Source organism: Paenibacillus sp. YAE3 (genome assembly GCF_057546105.1).
On sequence record NZ_BAAIYF010000005.1, the window covers coordinates 260318 to 276351 of the forward strand.

The 16034-nt window shown below is 54.3% G+C and carries 12 protein-coding genes; 5 read left to right on the forward strand and 7 right to left on the reverse strand.

Features of this window, described 5'->3' with window-relative positions; all coding sequences use genetic code 11:
* Positions 1–63 precede the first annotated feature (63 nt).
* Complete coding sequence (locus AC27KL_RS12085; protein WP_487169940.1) at positions 64–1851, reverse strand: L-fucose isomerase; 1788 nt, start codon at positions 1849–1851, stop codon at positions 64–66.
* A gap of 301 nt (positions 1852–2152) precedes the next feature.
* Between AC27KL_RS12085 and AC27KL_RS12090 the strand changes: the two genes are divergently transcribed.
* Entirely contained in the window at positions 2153–3166 is a 1014-nt protein-coding gene (locus AC27KL_RS12090; RefSeq protein WP_339321115.1) for a LacI family DNA-binding transcriptional regulator, read from the forward strand.
* An 80-nt stretch (positions 3167–3246) separates the two neighbouring features.
* Positions 3247–4581, forward strand: coding sequence for a TrkH family potassium uptake protein (locus AC27KL_RS12095; RefSeq protein ID WP_487169831.1), 1335 nt, complete (start codon positions 3247–3249; stop codon positions 4579–4581).
* A gap of 193 nt (positions 4582–4774) precedes the next feature.
* On the opposite strand, the gene AC27KL_RS12100 is transcribed toward AC27KL_RS12095, so the two are convergent.
* Positions 4775–5452 (reverse strand): response regulator, encoded by a 678-nt coding sequence (locus AC27KL_RS12100; protein ID WP_339321117.1) that lies wholly within the window; start codon positions 5450–5452, stop codon positions 4775–4777.
* Positions 5449–6285, reverse strand: a complete 837-nt coding sequence (locus tag AC27KL_RS12105; protein WP_487169832.1) for a sensor histidine kinase — start codon at positions 6283–6285, stop codon at positions 5449–5451. Before AC27KL_RS12105 ends, AC27KL_RS12100 begins: the two co-directional genes overlap by 4 nt.
* A gap of 165 nt (positions 6286–6450) precedes the next feature.
* Here AC27KL_RS12105 and AC27KL_RS12110 point away from each other — a divergent pair, with 165 nt between their 5' ends.
* Positions 6451–7194, forward strand: a complete 744-nt coding sequence (locus AC27KL_RS12110; protein WP_339321118.1) for a polysaccharide deacetylase family protein — start codon at positions 6451–6453, stop codon at positions 7192–7194.
* A 106-nt stretch (positions 7195–7300) separates the two neighbouring features.
* Here AC27KL_RS12110 and AC27KL_RS12115 read toward each other — a convergent pair whose 3' ends face one another.
* Together AC27KL_RS12115 and AC27KL_RS12120 are read right to left on the reverse strand one after the other, a co-directional pair.
* Complete coding sequence (locus tag AC27KL_RS12115; protein ID WP_487169833.1) at positions 7301–8689, reverse strand: DUF4179 domain-containing protein; 1389 nt, start codon at positions 8687–8689, stop codon at positions 7301–7303.
* On the reverse strand, positions 8686–9225 hold the full coding sequence (locus tag AC27KL_RS12120) for an RNA polymerase sigma factor (RefSeq protein WP_487169834.1): 540 nt from the start codon (positions 9223–9225) through the stop codon (positions 8686–8688). The genes AC27KL_RS12115 and AC27KL_RS12120 overlap by 4 nt, the downstream gene beginning before the upstream one ends.
* A 203-nt stretch (positions 9226–9428) precedes the next feature.
* Here AC27KL_RS12120 and AC27KL_RS12125 point away from each other — a divergent pair, with 203 nt between their 5' ends.
* Both AC27KL_RS12125 and AC27KL_RS12130 read left to right on the forward strand, forming a co-directional pair.
* Entirely contained in the window at positions 9429–9956 is a 528-nt protein-coding gene (locus AC27KL_RS12125; RefSeq protein ID WP_339321121.1) for a YfiT family bacillithiol transferase, read from the forward strand.
* A gap of 87 nt (positions 9957–10043) precedes the next feature.
* The gene (locus AC27KL_RS12130; protein WP_487169835.1) at positions 10044–12188 is read left to right on the forward strand and encodes a YhgE/Pip family protein; all 2145 of its coding nucleotides are present in this window, start codon (positions 10044–10046) and stop codon (positions 12186–12188) included.
* A gap of 138 nt (positions 12189–12326) precedes the next feature.
* On the opposite strand, the gene AC27KL_RS12135 is transcribed toward AC27KL_RS12130, so the two are convergent.
* A complete protein-coding gene (locus AC27KL_RS12135; RefSeq protein ID WP_487169836.1) occupies positions 12327–14606 on the reverse strand; it encodes a glycoside hydrolase family 3 protein in 2280 nt (759 codons plus the stop codon).
* 44 nt (positions 14607–14650) lie between these two features.
* Positions 14651–15979: an MFS transporter gene (locus tag AC27KL_RS12140; RefSeq protein WP_487169837.1), complete on the reverse strand. Its 1329-nt coding sequence runs from the start codon at positions 15977–15979 to the stop codon at positions 14651–14653.
* Positions 15980–16034: the final 55 nt, after the last annotated feature.

Below are 16034 nucleotides of genomic sequence, written 5' to 3' on the forward strand. Positions count from 1 at the left end.
TCCGCGAAAAACCCGCCAAATCCGTTATATGCTGAATGTTGGCGGGCATCGTTTCAAGCGGAATTACTTATAAAGCGGTCCGAAATTTTGGCATGCACGGTAGTCCGCGCCCTCAGGATCGTTGGTTCCGAACAGTCCCCAAGCTCTCGGACGGAAGATATGCTCTTCGCTGACGTTATGCATGCTGACGGGGATGCGGAGGATCGACGCAAGCGTAATCAGGTCCGCGCCGATATGCCCGTAGCTGATCGCTCCATGGTTTGCGCCCCAGTTGTCCATGACGGTGTACACGTCCGTGAAGGCGCCTTTGCCCGTCAGATTCGGAGCAAACCACGTCGTCGGCCAGGTCGGATCCGTACGCCGGTCCAGCTTGTCATGCACTTCTTCCGGCAGGTCGACCGTATATCCTTCCGCGATCTGCAGCACCGGTCCCAGTCCTTTGACCAGGTTCAGGCGGGACATCGTGACCGGCATGCCGCCGCGCGTCAGGAAATCGGAGGAGAAGCCGCCGCCGCGGAAATATTCCACCGCCGCCGGACGCCAGGAGGTTGCTTTCAGGCAGTTGTTGACATCCTCTTCGGTGATTTCCCAGAACGGCTTCATGACCGGTTTGCCGTCCCGCATTTGTTCGCCCGTGCCGTCCAGCGCGGCCGGACCGGAGTTGATCAGGTGCAGCAGCCCGTTTTGTCCCAGCCCGGTCAGTTCGTGGCCGGTCACGCGTTTGACCGCATCCGGGCTCCAATATGTACGGACGTCGGCGAAAATTTGGGCCGTATTCGTGAGCAAATAGCCGAACAACATCGATACGCCGTTCAAGCTGTCGTTTTCCGTGGCGACCAGGTAAGGGGCGCGGATGCCGTTCCAGTCGAAGGAAGAGTTCAAAATCGCTTCATGGAAGTCCCCGTTCGGGAAATGGTCCGTCCATTGCCGCTGCCCCTGGAAACCGGACACGATCGCGTTATGGCCCATGGCTTCTTCGGCAAAGCCCAGTTCTTCCAGGCGTTTGTTGCCGACCATCAAGTCGCGCACGATTTGCGTCATTTTGACGACCATTTCCCAATCCTTGTCCTTTTTCTCGCGGGAGGTTTGGATATGCTCCGGATTGTTGTCCGGTCCTTCCTTGCAGTTTTCCTTCACCCAAGCCAGCGCCATCTTGTACTCTTCCGGATCGTAAATTTCCTCTTCGATCCGGCGGGTGATTTCGGACATGTCGACGTATTCGTTGCGCATGCCCAGATATTCCTGGAAGAAGTCCGGATCGATCATCGAACCCGCAATCCCCATCGATACGGAACCGATCGCAAGATACGATTTCCCTTTCATGAGCGCCGCGGCTATCCCCGCTCTGGCGAAACGGAGCAGCTTCTCCTGAACGTCTGCCGGAATGGAAGGATCGTTCAAATCCTGCACGTCCCTGCCGTAAATCCCGAAAGCCGGAAGCCCTTTCTGCGCGTGGGCCGACAATACGGCGGCCAAATAAACCGCACCCGGTCTTTCCGTGCCGTTGAAGCCCCAAACCGCCTTCGGGATGGCCGGATCCATGTCCATCGTTTCGGTGCCGTAACACCAGCACGGCGTCACGGTGATCGAAACGCCCACGCCGGCCTTAGCGAATTTATCTGCGCAAGCGGCCGCTTCTGCGACCCCGCCGATGCAGGTGTCGGCGATGACGCATTCCACCGGCGAACCGTCGGGATAACGGAGATTTTCGCTCAACAAAGCGGATACCGACTTGGCCAGATTCATCGTCATATCTTCGAGGGATTCGCGCACGCCCTTTCTTCTGCCGTCGATGGTGGGGCGGATGCCGATCTTGGGAAATTCCTGCTTCCATCTTGCGTCCTTCGTCATAACCATTACTTCCTCCTCATGAAAAATATGATGGGAAATGCCTTTGCACAACATAGGGTTATCGATAACCCTAAACTTAAAAATAAGGCAGCTTTCGCTTTGCTTTTTACCATGACCACTAAAAATAAAAACTAGATGGATCTTAACAAATGATAGCTGCAGATAAGTTATAGCCTATTTTGTCATTCCGCGTGTATAATGAGGTTATCGATAACTTTAAAATAGCAATGAAAACGGTTGCTGTCAATCCATATTTTCGATTTCCGGAACGCTTAAAAACAAACACAAGAAGGGGTCATTCATGGTTACGATTTATGATATCGCGCAAAAAGCCAACGTCTCCGCGATGACGGTGTCGAAGGTGATCAACAATACGGGGAGGATCAGCGAGCAGACGCGCAAAAGGGTCAAAAAGGTAATGGAAGAACTCAACTACGTGCCGAACTCCAATGCGAGGAGCCTTGTTCTCCAGCAGACGCAGATCCTGTCGCTCCTGATCACGGACATCACGAATCCGTTTTATACCAGCCTCGCGCGCGGGGCGGAAGACAGCGCCAAAAAGCTCGGATACCGGCTTCTTTTCGGCAACAGCGACGAAGACTACGACAAAGAGCAGGATTACGTGGACATGATTTTGTCCACCCGCGTGGACGGCGTCCTGTTCGCCCCCGCCGGAGACCATTCGCTCAAGCATCTGGAGAAGCTGCGCGCCCATAATATTCCGTTCGTCATCCTGGACCGGGCCGTGCCCGGCATCGAATCCGATATCGTCCTCGGGGACAGCAAGCAGGGCGCGCGCAACCTCGTGGAATACCTCATCGGCCTCGGCCATCGCCGGATCGCGCTCGTCAACGGGTCGCTGGACGTTTCCACCGCGCGGCTCCGGTACGAAGGATACGCCGAAGCGCTTCAGCTTCACGGCATTCCGCTCGACGACGAACTGGTCGTCCACAAAAGCTATCGCGAATACAAAGACGAAGATCAGCTGGAGCGTTTGCTGCAGCATCCCGCCCCGCCGACCGCGATATTCGCGGCGAACAATTTTCTGGCCGTGGGCGTCATCAACGCCTTGCGGAAGCGGGGAATCCGCGTACCGGAGGATATGTCCGTCGTCTGCTTCGACGACCTCGACCTGTCTTCGGCGCTTGACCCGTTCCTGACCGTCGCCGCCCAGCCGGCGTACCAGTTCGGGGCGATGGGCATCCAGCTGCTCGTCGAACGCATTCAAGGCAGCGCGGTACCGGAACCGAGGAAGCTCATATTGCCTTCGGAGCTCATGATACGTTCTTCGGCCAAGACTTTCGGGACGGAATAGGGTACAATAGGAAGAACGCAATGCTTTAAAGTAGGTGACGTACCATTCCATCCATTCGAACCAAAAAGATAACGAAAAACATGCTGACGCCGCCGAAAATCCTCGTCTTCGGCTTCCTGCTGATCATCACGCTCGGAACCTTCCTGCTGTCTTTGCCCATATCGTCGGCAACCGGCGTGCGGATCCCGTTCCTGAACGCGTTGTTTACGGCGACTTCGGCCACGTGCGTGACGGGTCTCACCGTCCTGGACTCCGGAACCGCCCTGTCGGTCTTCGGCCAAATCGTCATGATCGTTTTGGTGCAAATCGGCGGCATCGGGTTCATGACGATGGCGACGATCATTGCTCTTGCGCTCAACAAGCGCATTTCCCTGCGCGAAAGGCTCATTTTGCAGGAGGCTTTGAACCACGGCACCATCAACGGCGTCGTCCGCCTGGTCAAAAAGGTGACGTTGTATTCGGTGCTTGTCGAACTGGCGGGGGCGCTGCTGCTGGGGCTTCATTTTTTATTTTCGCTCCGTTTGCCTATGGGACAAGCCGCTTACTTCGGCATTTTCCACAGCGTCTCCATGTTCAACAATGCCGGGTTCGACCTGATGGGAACGGTCAACGGGCCGTTTAGCGGCATGGTGCCGTTCGTGACCGATCCCTTTATCAACATCGTGATGATGGCGTTGATTTTCCTTGGCGGCATCGGCTTCATCGTTCTTTCGGATCTGATCGAATATCCGACGGCGCGCAAGCTCTCGCTGCACAGCAAAGTGGTCCTTACCGCGACGCTTTGCCTGGTCGTCATCGGCACGCTGGTCATTTTCGTGATGGAATTCAGCAATCCGAACACCCTGAAACCGCTGCATGCCGGAGGCAAATTTCTGGCATCGCTGTTTCAATCGGTGACGACCCGTTCCGGCGGCGTTGCCACGCTCGATATCGGTTCGCTGCGCCAGTCCACCCAATTCATGATCATCCTGCTCATGTTTGCGGGTGCGGCGCCGGGCTCTACGGGCGGCGGCATCAAGATTACGACCTTCGTGCTTTTGCTCGGAGCGGTGCATGCCATGATGCGCGGCCGCCCGGACGTGATTTTGTTCCGCAAAAGAATCGCCAAGGACGTCGTCTACAAAGCGATCACGCTGACGCTGCTGTCGCTGCTGATCATCATTTTGTTCTCCATGCTCCTGTCCGTGACGGAACATCAGGATTTCCTGACGATCCTGTTCGAATCCACCTCCGCCTTCGGGACGACCGGATTGTCCATGGGTTTGACGACCCACCTGTCACCGCTTGGCAAGGTATGGATTATCTGCCTGATGTTTTTCGGGCGTCTCGGACCGCTGACGCTGATTTACGCGCTGTCCCGCGAGCGCAAAAAGGATTTGTACAACTACCCGGAGGGCCAGATCATCATCGGATAACCGGCTGTGCCCCGTCCGAACCGCAAAAAAGTCCGGCAAACCGTCATTCGGTCGCCGGACTTTTTGCATTCCCGCTAAAGCTTCGGATCTATCGATTGGTCGCCTGCTGCCCGCGCCCTTCGCCTTCCTGGTTCGTGCCCGCTTTCGGTTTCTGAGCTTCATGCTGCCGCAGCCCCATGTTCATCGAAAACCGTCATTCCTTCCACAGTTTCGTGAACAAACCCGGCTTTCTTCCGACAAGCCCTTTTTCGATCGCGTAACGCGTCAGTTGGACCCGGTTTTCCAGATGAAGCTTCTGCAAAATGTTTTTCAAATGGTTTTTTACCGTCTGGTCCGAAATATGCAGCTCCGCCGCGATCTCTTTGTTGGTCAAACCCGACGCCACCCAGTTCAAAATTTCGCGCTCCCTGTTGGTCAGCGTCTCATGATGCTCCGGGCTTTTCGCCGCCAACGGAAATTCGCGCAAAATTTGCGTGGCTAATTCCCGGCTAAGCGGCGCCTCGTCGCTCATGATCGCGTGCAAATATTCGATCCAGGTCGAAGGGGACAAGTTTTTAAGCAAATACCCCTGCGCCCCTTGCTTCAACGCTTCGAACAAATGCGACGCATCGTCCGAAACGGTAATGATCACGATTTTGACGTACGGAAACCGCAGCTTGATCTGCCTAGTCGCTTCAAGCCCTCCGATTCCCTGCATCTGGATGTCCATCAGAATGAGATCCGGCATCAGGGATTCGGTCATCGCAACGGCCTCCTCCCCGCTTGTGGCCAGTCCCACCACCTCGAACGAAGCATCCCCGGACAAAATCTCGTTTACCGCCTCGCGGGCATGCGCGGAGTCGTCGGCGATCAAAACGCGATACGTATTCATGATGTTTCAGCCCCCTTTCTGATCTCGACCCGGCTCCCCTTGGAAAGCGGGATAAAATCGACCTGCCATTTCAGCTCCTGCGCCCGTTCCTTCATGATCCGCAGCCCGTACCGGTCTTTCATTTGAAAAGGGTCCAGGATCGTCCCCCTGCCGTTATCGTCGATCCGCACCACCCAAGCCTCCGCATCCCCGCTGCCGGTCACCGTCACCAGATCCGCGTGGGCATGTTTGCGGACATTGAGCAGCGCTTCGCGGATGCAGGCGAGCAGCTCCACTTTTTCCTTGGCGGTAAAAACCGGATCGGGGATGTCCCATTGGATCGAAGGATGGATGAACGTTTCCTTGGCCGTATGCTCGATCCGCGATTTCATGGAATCCTCGATCTCCTGTTCGTCGGCATTCGCCTGAAAACGCAAGTTCGCGATCGCTTGTCTCACGTAACGGTTCACCTCGTGCACCAGCTTGCGCATTTCCTTGAACTCCGTTTGCGCCGCAAGCCCATGCTGCCGCGCTTCCGCCCGGTCCATTTTGACGGACAACAGAAACAGCGACTGGGCGATGCCGTCATGCAGTTCCCGTGCCAAAAGATCCCTCGCGGCCAACGCCGCATTTTCCGCACGTTCCTTGTTCAGCTCCTCCTGAACCTGCTCCAGCCGGTGAAACAGCTGGCTGAGCAGCGTCATGCTGATCAGAAAGACGATGACCGGAGTCAAAAAATTCCCCGCCTCCATCGACAAATACGGCATCAACAGCGTATGGCGCACATATTCCCACAGCCCGACCGTCAGCGTCGGAACGATCAAAATCATCCATTTGATTTGCGTATAAGACATAAGGCCCTCCCGAAAAGGCTTTTTCAACATATTGTAGCATGAAGCCGGGAAAAATGCCTGACCCCTCCGGGCCATGCCATGTATGTTCGCGTCCTCTCCGTCGCATACTACCTACGGACTTTGGGAACGGGTCATGGACACCATTTACATATAGGGGTTGAAACCATGCAAATTTACATGCGGAGGATGCTGCTGACGGCTTGTGCCGCCGTCTTGGCGACCGGAATTCTCGCTCCGGCGGCCGCGGCCCCTTCCGGAAATAAAGGGCGGGAATATTACGAACAACGCGGGGATGTCGTCTGGGAAATTCCGAACAAAGAGAAGGTGATCGCCTTTACCTTTGACGATGGGCCGGATCCGGAGGAAACGACGCAGATTCTCGATCTGCTGAAGCAATACGATGCCAAAGCCACTTTTTTTGTCGTCGGCAAGCAGGTGGAAAAACATCCCGAGCTGGTGCGGCGCGAAGTGGCCGAAGGGCATGAGCTCGGAAACCATACGTACGACCATGCTTATTTCAACCGCGGCAGCTCCGCGGAAACGATCGCAAGCCAGTTGCTGCGCACGCAGGAGGCCATCTTCAAGGCGACGGGAAAAAAATCGTATCTGTTCCGCCCTCCCGGCGGTTATTATAGCGACCGGATGATCGAAACCTGCAAAAAAAACGGGTATTTGGTGGTCATGTGGTCCTGGCATCAGGATACGTGGGACTGGAACCGCCCGGGCGTCAAAAAAATCGTGAACAAAGTGCTCGGCAACGCCCGCAACGGCGACATCGTGCTGATGCATGACCACGTCGAAGGCAGGTCGCAAACGGTGGACGCGTTAAAGGAAATTTTGCCTGAGCTGAAAAAACGGGGTTATCGTTTCGTGACGGTCTCGGAGCTGGCGCAGTACAACATTCCTTGAGATAACCCACGGGTTGGGAGCAAGGGTACGCAACATAACAAACGAAGGACATGGCATTTTGCCAGCATTGTTGCTGCTTGCCATGTCCTTTTTGCCTGAAAAGCAATTACGGTTTGGACCAGTCGAGAGGCACTCGGATCGTTGTCGGCGGTTTGGGTTTATACCCCGGCTTGTCGTCGTACGAAATCATTTTGATCTGTTTCAGCGAGCCGCTTTCAAGTTTGGGGAATGTCATTTGAAATTCAAACCGCTCTTTGGAGATTCTGACCGGCTGGCCGATCCTGAAATGTTCCTTTTCTTTGGAATCAATTAAGAGCAACATAGGGCATTGATTATCGGCATCGCTCGCTTCGTAAGTAAGGATCGTTCCTTCTTCCTTATAATCGACGCGGGTAACGGTGACCTTCCCGCCGTTTCGGCCCTTCAGCGTGATCGGAAATGATTCATTCAAAGGCGCTTGTTCCTCACGTTGAATGAAATTTTCAGCTTTTTTGGACGGGTCGTCGAACAACACTTCCACATATTTGGGATGCGGATTGATAGCGGAGGCCGGCCCGAAATTGCCGATGATTTCATAGTCTCCTCCCATGCCTCCGGACATTGCAAAATCGGTTTGAAGATCGTCCCACAGCCTGTAAGAAATTTCGTGTTCCCTGTATTCGCTGGTACGAATGGCGATCTGCGTCGATACCGGCGTGAACGTGATGCGTTCGATCGTTCTTTTTTTGCCGTTCACCTCCACGGTTTTACCCGGGAAAAAGACTTTGGTGCCGGGATTCGTTTTCGACACGGACAAAGGAACGGTCACGGACCAATCCCCTTTGACTTGGCCTATCTGCGAAATGTTCATACGAAGGTTGTAGCCGTCGAGATATTGATAAGCATCGATGAGCGTGCTTCCGATAAAAGCATGATCGCCCAGCTTCGTAAATTTGTGCGTGCTCATTGCCTCTGGTTCTGCCCCGTCAAAATTTAGATCATAGTACACGGCTACGTCTTTTTCGCCGATTTTTTTATTTTTGTCCAAATATTCCACGTCATAATTCAAAACGATTTGAACCCCGTCATAAAAAACTTCATCCATCGTAAACCGGATATTGCGATCGATGACCGATGTATTGAGATGCACGCCGAGGCCCTCTTGTTCGATTTTCGATAACCCCTGTTGCTCAAAGCCCCCACCCGCCAACAGCATTTTCATGAAAGGAAAGCGGGACAAAGCCGCCCTGACTTCCGGCGAGGAAAATAAGACGCCTCCCCCCAACAATACCAACACCAGGAATGACGCGGCAGCGGCCCGCCACTTGTTCCGGATTTGTTGTTTCCTCCGGTTACGTTCTGCGGCCGACAAATAACGGTCCCACACGTCTTCAAAAGGCGTAACGGGTTCATGTTCCTCCCATTTTCTAAGCATGCTCCCGGCATGCTCCCGCATGATTTGGTCCTGCTCGGTTACGTTTGGTTCAACATGTACCGGATCACGTTTCGCGCTCATTGCATCTCCTCCTTGCATCGAACCTCGTGCCACCGCAAAGTCTGGCTGCGCCTTAATTGTTTCAGCGCTTCATGAAGCCTGGATTTGCATGTCCCTTCAGGAATATGGAGTGCTTCAGCCACCTCGGGCAGCGACAGCTCCGCATAATAATGCAAAATGATCACTTCTTTTCTTTTGGCCGAAAGCTTGCTCACCGATTCCCAAAGTTCCCGCTCGCTTTCGCTTTTCATCATCGATTCCTCCACCAGGAATTCGTCGCCGATGTCGGGCGGGTCCGCTTGAAAGAAAAGCCATCTCTGCTTGCGCATGGCGCTTTTGGCTAAGTTTACGGCGATGCGGCACAACCACGGTCTGAGCGGTCTGGATGGATCGTATTGGTCGAATTTTTGAAATGCCCGCAAAAACGTTTCCTGCATGATATCGTCGGCCATCGGACTTGAACGGGTCAACATCAACGCGATCCCGTACACATAAGGCGAGTGTTTGTTATATATGGACCTGGCTTGTTCTTCGGATATGTTCTGAAGTCCCAACATCGCTTCCCCCTTGTCTCGTTATCTTCTATACGCTTTGAAATGCCCAACCGTTCGGTCCAAGCTGCAAAAAAATGCTGCAGACCGGCGCGATCTTATGTTAAAGTTGTGAAAAATATCGTTTTACGGAAGAAGCTACATATAATAAATATAGAGGGGCTTCAGGTGTAAAAAGATGAGACATTCCAATTGGGGAGGTACATGTTATGAATTCCGATTTACGTTATCCTATCGGGGAATTTGCCCCGTCCGAGACGATCAGTCCCGCCGAACGCAGCTATTGGATCGACCAGCTCCGGGCGCTTCCGGGCCAGGTCAGGGATGCCGTGGCCGGGCTTACGGATGAGCAGCTGGATACGCCTTATCGCCCTGGTGGCTGGACCGTTCGCCAGGTGGTGCATCATTTGGCCGACAGCCACATGAACGCGATGCTGCGGATCAAGCTGGCGCTTACCGAAGATGCGCCGACGGTTAAACCGTACGAGGAAAATCTTTGGGCCGAACTCGTGGATTCCACCGCTCCGGCGCCGGAGGTTTCGCTTCGAATATTGGAGGGCGTTCACGCCCGCATGGTCCTCATTCTCAAAAACATGAAGGAAGACGATTGGCAGCGCTCGTACATACACCCGGTGAACGGAAGCACGAAGCTGGACCGCCATCTCGGCTTGTATGCCTGGCATGGACGCCATCATCTCGCCCACATCACCTCGCTGATCCGCAGAATGGATTGGTAATGTTTTCATTTTCGCCATGAGCGGTTAACATAGGATAAAGCGACAAATACTAACAAAAACCGTTCCATAGGCGAGGGATGCGACTTCATGAAAAACATTGCACTTATTTTTGGCAGGGATATCCGAAATATCGTCACCAACTGGGCGGCATTGGTCATCATTCTTGGATTGGCCATGCTGCCGTCTTTGTATGCATGGTTTAACATTAAAGCCTCGTGGGATCCTTACGGCAACACCGGCGATATCGCCATCGCCGTCGCGAACAACGACAAAGGCACCACCCTTAGGGGCAAACCCATCAACCTCGGCAACGAAGTCATCGCCTCCTTGAAAAACAACCACAAGCTGGGCTGGCGTTTCGTTAGCGAAGCCGATGCCATGAGGGGCGTCAAACACGGGGACTATTATGCGAGCATCATCATTCCCGACAACTTTTCGGCGACGATCGCCACCGTTCTCACCGATCAACCCTCCAAAGCCGAAATTTTATATTACGTCAACGAAAAAATAAACGCCGTATCCCCGAAAATTGCCACCTCGGGAGCCAGCGGCATCATTCAGGAAGTCAGCAAAAACTTCGTCCAAACGGCCAACGGCACCATTTTTAAAATATTTAACGAGCTCGGCATCGAGCTGCAGGAGCAGCTGCCGACCATCGAAAGGGTACGGACGTTGATTTTCAGGCTGGAAAAAGATTTTCCGGAGATCAACCGCGTCGTGAATACCGCCATGAATGACGTGCAAACCACCGACAAACTCGTCAAAAAGGCCCAAAGCAGTCTCCCTGTCGTGACCGAAATCGCGGAAAAAGGGCAGCGCTTTGCGTCCGGCTTGGATACTTTTTTGACCGAGGCATCGGGGGCCGCCAAAGATATCGCTCCGAACGTCAAACAAGACCTGCTTTTGCTGCAGCAAACCGCCATTTCGACGCAGCAGCTGGCCTCCGCCCTGAAGGATCCGAACGTGGATCCGTCGGTCGTAACAGACATGCTGGATCATGCCGCTTCCAGGCTTGAGATCGGGCTCAAGGTTCAGTCCCGGCTCATCGAGTGGTTTAATCAGCTGAACAAGGTGACCGGCAACAAACTCGGTTTCGTCAGCTCGCGGCTGAAACAGGTGCAGGATAAAGTGAAAGAGCAGCAGACGCTCGTCAGCAGCATCAGCAGCGCCGTGAAAAAAGGCGAAAAACCCGCTTCCGATCTGGTCGACCGGCTGGGCAAGGTGTCCGGGGACGCCTCGGAGCTGCTCGGCAACATCCTGGATAGATACGACAGCGAAATCCAGCCGGCCATTCTCGGCGGAGTGAACCAGGCGCGGCAAACGGCGGAAAAAACCCGCGACACGCTCAGCGACGCGCTGAAAAGCGTGCCTGACGTAAAAAAGATTTTAAGCGACGCATCCAAAGGACTGGCGATCGGCACCCAAGGTCTGGCCCAGATCAAAAAGGAATTGCCGACGGTCGAAAAAAAGATTACCGAGCTGGCCAACAAAATGAGGGAATTCGAAAGCAAAGGCAATCTGCAGGAAGTCATCGGCCTCCTCAAAAACAATTTCCAGCTGGAAAGCCAGGTTTTTGCCGAACCGGTCGTCCTGAAGGAAAACAAACTGTACCCGATTCCGAATTACGGATCGGCGATGTCTCCGTTTTTTAGCACCCTTGCGCTATGGGTCGGAGCTACGCTGCTTGTTTCCCTCGTGACGACGGAAGTGCACGGGGATCATCCCTACCGAAACTATGAAGTGTATTTTGGCCGATTTTTCACCTTCCTGACGATCGCGCTGCTGCAATCCGTTCTGGTCACGGCGGGCGATATGTACATTCTCGGAACCTACGTCGTGGACAAGCCGTGGTTTATCGTGTTTGGCATGGTGAACAGCGCCGTGTTTATGCTCATGGTTTATACGCTTGTATCCGTATTCGGCAATGTGGGCAAAGCGCTGGCGATCGTCCTGCTCGTGCTTCAGCTTGCCGGTTCCGGCGGCACCTTTCCGATTCAGACGACCCCGGCTTTTTTCCGGGCCATCCATCCCTTCCTGCCATTTACGTATGGCATCAGCATGATGCGCGAAGCGGTCGGCGGAATCATTTGGCCCATTGTGCGGAACGACCTGCTGATTATGTGCATTTATGCCGCCGTCACGCTGGTGGTCGGTCTGGCGCTGAAAGGCATCATTAACCAGCTCTCGGCCGGACTCGTCAAAAAAGCCAAGGAGAGCAAGCTGATCCATTAACGCCCTCCGCCGCTCCAACCCGAGTGGCAAACGTCATGGCAGATTCCCATGCCAAAAAAAGCCCTGTCCGAAAGCGGCATGAATCGCTTGCGGAAGCAGGGCCTTTTTCATGGGAATGAACCAAACAAAGTGCCTAGTTTAGCTTTTACGATATTTCTTGGTTCGCTCATCCTCGATCACGCCGCTCCAGTTCAACCCGAAGGCAAAGTCATATACATGCTTCTCCGAATCGACATGGCACTCCATATCGTGCGCGACATCTTCCAACTGCTCTTCGACGGTGCGCATATGGGCGGGCATTTGCATCGGCAGCAGCCCGGACGGCTCCGCCGCCCCCGTCAATACATCCATGATCGCCTGATCCTGAACGCCGAAGTTCGCCAGGATGGCATCCACTTCCGCTTCAAACTCCGAAACGACCGTGGGATTGCTCAACACCATGGAGACGATGACGGGTTTGCCTTTCATTTTTTCCTTCGTCTCCAGTACCATGTTTAAATCCGTCGTATTATGCGGAATAACGGTTTTTCCTTTATAAGAACGGTTTCGCGGTTCCTTCCCGTGTTCATCGCCGGCCAGGCTGACTTCCCGGGCATACTCTGCCGTATACGGCTTGTATTGCAGGCTGATCGGCACATAACCGTTCCCGCCCCGCTCCTCGTCCTCTTGGCTGTAGCCGGTGCCGGACTTCGGTGATGCGATAAAGACAAGGGCAAATTCCGCTTCGTCCGGTTGGTCGGTGACTTCGAAATATTTCGAGACGACCTCCAGGTTGACCGGATAATCATAGCTTTCCGGCGTCGGATGGCCGAACCAGTCTTTTCCCGGCGGAAGAAAACGTTTGGGGATGTAAACTTTGCTTTTCGCATGAAGCGGGAGCACCCCGTTTTTGTTTTTGAGCATGACGATCGATTTAAGCTGTGCTTCGTAACCTTCCCGCATAAATTCGGGGTTCCCGACCAGCTTGGCGCTTTCCTGCGGATCGAGGTACGGATTTTCAAACAAGCCGAGGCGGAACATATTTTTCAGCAGCCGGACGGCCGATTGCTCGAAGCGTTCCCGCATATAGGCTTCGCCGTGTTCGCGAACCCCGATCTTGTAAGCCTCAAGCACCGGCTCGATCTCATTGTTGCCGCCGAATTGGTCAACGCCCGCCATCAGCAGCTTGTAATGGCGCTCGGCCACGGTCAAATCCTCCACGCCCCATGGTTTGCCGCTCAGAAAAGAATCCTTGGCACCGGATACGTCGGCCGTGATCATCCAGTCCGTGCATACGACGCCGTCATATCCGTATTTGCCGCGCAGCAAATCCCGAATCAGGTACGAGTTATAGGAGTTGCCGACATTTTCGCCATTTACGGTGTCCTGACCGAGGGAGATCGTGTAATACGGCATGACGGCTGACGCCTTCCCTGTTTTGCCGTCCAGCTTGAATGCCCCGTCAACAAAAGGCACCAAATGCTCGTCAAAGTTGTTGCCCGGATACACCGCATACTTCCCGCAGCTGTAATGGGCGTCCCTTCCGGCTTCACCCGAGCCTCCTCCCGGCCAATGCTTCACCATCGCATTCACGCTGTCATAACCCCAGCCGTCCGCGATTTCCCGATCGCCTTCGGAAGCCTGGAAGCCGTCGACATATGCGCGGGCCATATCGGCCGCGAGCTTCGAATCTTCGCCGAACGTGCCGTTAAACCGGAACCAGCGCGGCTCCGTGGCGATATCGATTTGCGGAGACAGGGCGGTAGCCAGCCCTAACGCGCGATATTCCCGGGAAGCGATCCTCCCGAACTTCTTCGTGATCTCCGGGTCGAAAGTCGCCGCAAGGCCGAGCGTCTCGGGCCACATGGAGATATGGCCGCCCGCACCCGCGTTGAATTCGGAGCTTGAATCCGAAGCGTGGCGGGGATCGGAGCTGTTGTTTGCCGGAATCCCGAGGCCGGTGCCTTCGGCAAACGCCTGGATTTTATTGTTCCAGCGCGCCGCGACCTCCGGACTTTCCACCGTGGTCACAAGCACGTGCCGCACATGGTCTTTGGTCAAAAATGCGATCTGCTCATCGGTCAGTTCCCAGGGCTTTGCTCCGCTCTCCTCATACGTTTTCCCGCCATACGTGCCTGAGAACCAGCCGTTACTGAGCGCGGGAATCGACTGATGGCGGCTGTACAGCATCAGGCCGGCAATCTGCTCGACCGTCATTTTCGAGGCCAGGTCTTTCGCCCGCTCCTCCGGCGACAGCCGCCAGTCCTCGTATTTGTCCAGCTTGCCGTCACGGCTTAAATCCTTGAAGAACAAGCCGTCCTGCTCGATGATGCCCACGCCCGATTCCTGGCTGTAACCAAGCGTGGGGCCGCCAGGATTTTTTACATATCGAACCGTTTCTTCTGTCTTATTGATCGTATCTAAAGTATGGTTTCTCATGTTCGCTCTCCCCGTTTCTCTTTATTTTTATCCGAGTGTTACGTTCAGTTGATGCTGCCTGCCGCAAGGCTGATGCCTGCCGTTTCGGTTCCGTTCTCTGTGGCTACGGGCTCGCCTACTTCCGGCAGCGGCTTGATCGAGATCATGCCGATTGCCGTGAATATGGCAAGGACGAGGTAGAAGAACGTCCAGCTGCCTAGTCCAATCGATGTGCCTGCGCTTAACAGAAGCGGAGCAATCGCCGGAACGATCGATTGCGGCAAGGCGTTGGCCACGTTCATGATGCCGAAGTCCTTGGCCGAATCTTCTTTGCGCGGCAGAATGCGCGCCACCAAAGCCATATCGACGGCGGAAAAACAGCCGAACCCAAGACCAAGCACCGCGGATGCGATGACATAAGCCAAGTAATGAGGAACAAACGCAAATATCAGAACGGCAATCACCATAATGAATGCAGACACATACAAGAACGGCTTTTGCTTACGGAATTTATCCGACAGCATCCCGCCGAAAATACTGGTCAGCGCCATGGCTATCGTGGATATAATGTTCACGGTAGCCACGCTGGACGTAGCCTGGGCTTCCGTGTAACCCATCCGGTTGACAAGCATCACCGTGAGGTAAAGGCTGCTGCAGTATCCCATCATCATCAAAAATTTCGAAGCGACCGCCCAGGAAAACGCCGGGAACCGCCGCGGGCTAGGGTAAATTTTGCTCAGCTTTTCGCCGAGCGGCACGACCGTGTTATGCTCGCGGATAATTTCCACTTTTCCTTCTTGAATGAGGAACAGGCTGATCATCGGGCCTACGATGCCGATCGCGGCGATAAGCGTCCATTTCGCGGCCGAGGAGACATCAGGCAACAAGGTCATCAAGACCATCCCGACGACGATCCCGAGCGGTAAGGACATGCCGAGCAGACCGGAGATCGTGCCTTGTTTTTCCTCTTTCACCTGATCGGGAATGAGCGCCGTGTACGCCGCCATCCCGAAGTTGAAGAACAGCTGCGCAATTGCCCACCCAACGATGATGAGCCATAACGAGGATGTCCAGCCAATCATCAGAAGCGCGGCACTGCCGACCAAGGGGCCGAGCAATATCCAGGTGCGCCGGCGTCCGAATCGGTTGATCGTCCGATCGCTGATCGCACCGCCCAAGGGGTTTCCGATCAAGGCGAAGAAAGCGCCGATTCCGGCCACGAGGCCATAAGACGACGTATATCCATTCGGATCGATCTCGATCATCTTGAATGTCAACAACAGTGTCGCCGGTGTCATGAGTGCGACCATCATCAGGCCGTAGCCCAACATCACGCCGAAAGTCAATCGGCCAAAAGGGGTTTTGACCTGTCCTTTTACTTTAGCTCCAGCCATTTATATAACCTCCCATTGTCTTGAAAACGATTACAATCAAATTATAAAAGAAACC

Excerpts from the sequence above, each read along its gene's own strand:
- AC27KL_RS12140 (WP_487169837.1), bottom strand. The coding sequence starts at position 15,979 with ATGGCTGGAGCTAAAGTAAAAGGACAGGTCAAAACCCCTTTTGGCCGA.
- AC27KL_RS12120 (WP_487169834.1), bottom strand. The coding sequence starts at position 9,225 with ATGTTGGGACTTCAGAACATATCCGAAGAACAAGCCAGGTCCATATAT.
- AC27KL_RS12110 (WP_339321118.1), top strand. The coding sequence starts at position 6,451 with ATGCAAATTTACATGCGGAGGATGCTGCTGACGGCTTGTGCCGCCGTC.
- AC27KL_RS12095 (WP_487169831.1), top strand. The coding sequence starts at position 3,247 with ATGCTGACGCCGCCGAAAATCCTCGTCTTCGGCTTCCTGCTGATCATC.
- AC27KL_RS12125 (WP_339321121.1), top strand. The coding sequence starts at position 9,429 with ATGAATTCCGATTTACGTTATCCTATCGGGGAATTTGCCCCGTCCGAG.
- AC27KL_RS12100 (WP_339321117.1), bottom strand. The coding sequence starts at position 5,452 with ATGAATACGTATCGCGTTTTGATCGCCGACGACTCCGCGCATGCCCGC.
- AC27KL_RS12130 (WP_487169835.1), top strand. The coding sequence starts at position 10,044 with ATGAAAAACATTGCACTTATTTTTGGCAGGGATATCCGAAATATCGTC.
- AC27KL_RS12105 (WP_487169832.1), bottom strand. The coding sequence starts at position 6,285 with ATGTCTTATACGCAAATCAAATGGATGATTTTGATCGTTCCGACGCTG.
- AC27KL_RS12085 (WP_487169940.1), bottom strand. The coding sequence starts at position 1,851 with ATGACGAAGGACGCAAGATGGAAGCAGGAATTTCCCAAGATCGGCATC.
- AC27KL_RS12115 (WP_487169833.1), bottom strand. The coding sequence starts at position 8,689 with ATGAGCGCGAAACGTGATCCGGTACATGTTGAACCAAACGTAACCGAG.
- AC27KL_RS12090 (WP_339321115.1), top strand. The coding sequence starts at position 2,153 with ATGGTTACGATTTATGATATCGCGCAAAAAGCCAACGTCTCCGCGATG.
- AC27KL_RS12135 (WP_487169836.1), bottom strand. The coding sequence starts at position 14,606 with ATGAGAAACCATACTTTAGATACGATCAATAAGACAGAAGAAACGGTT.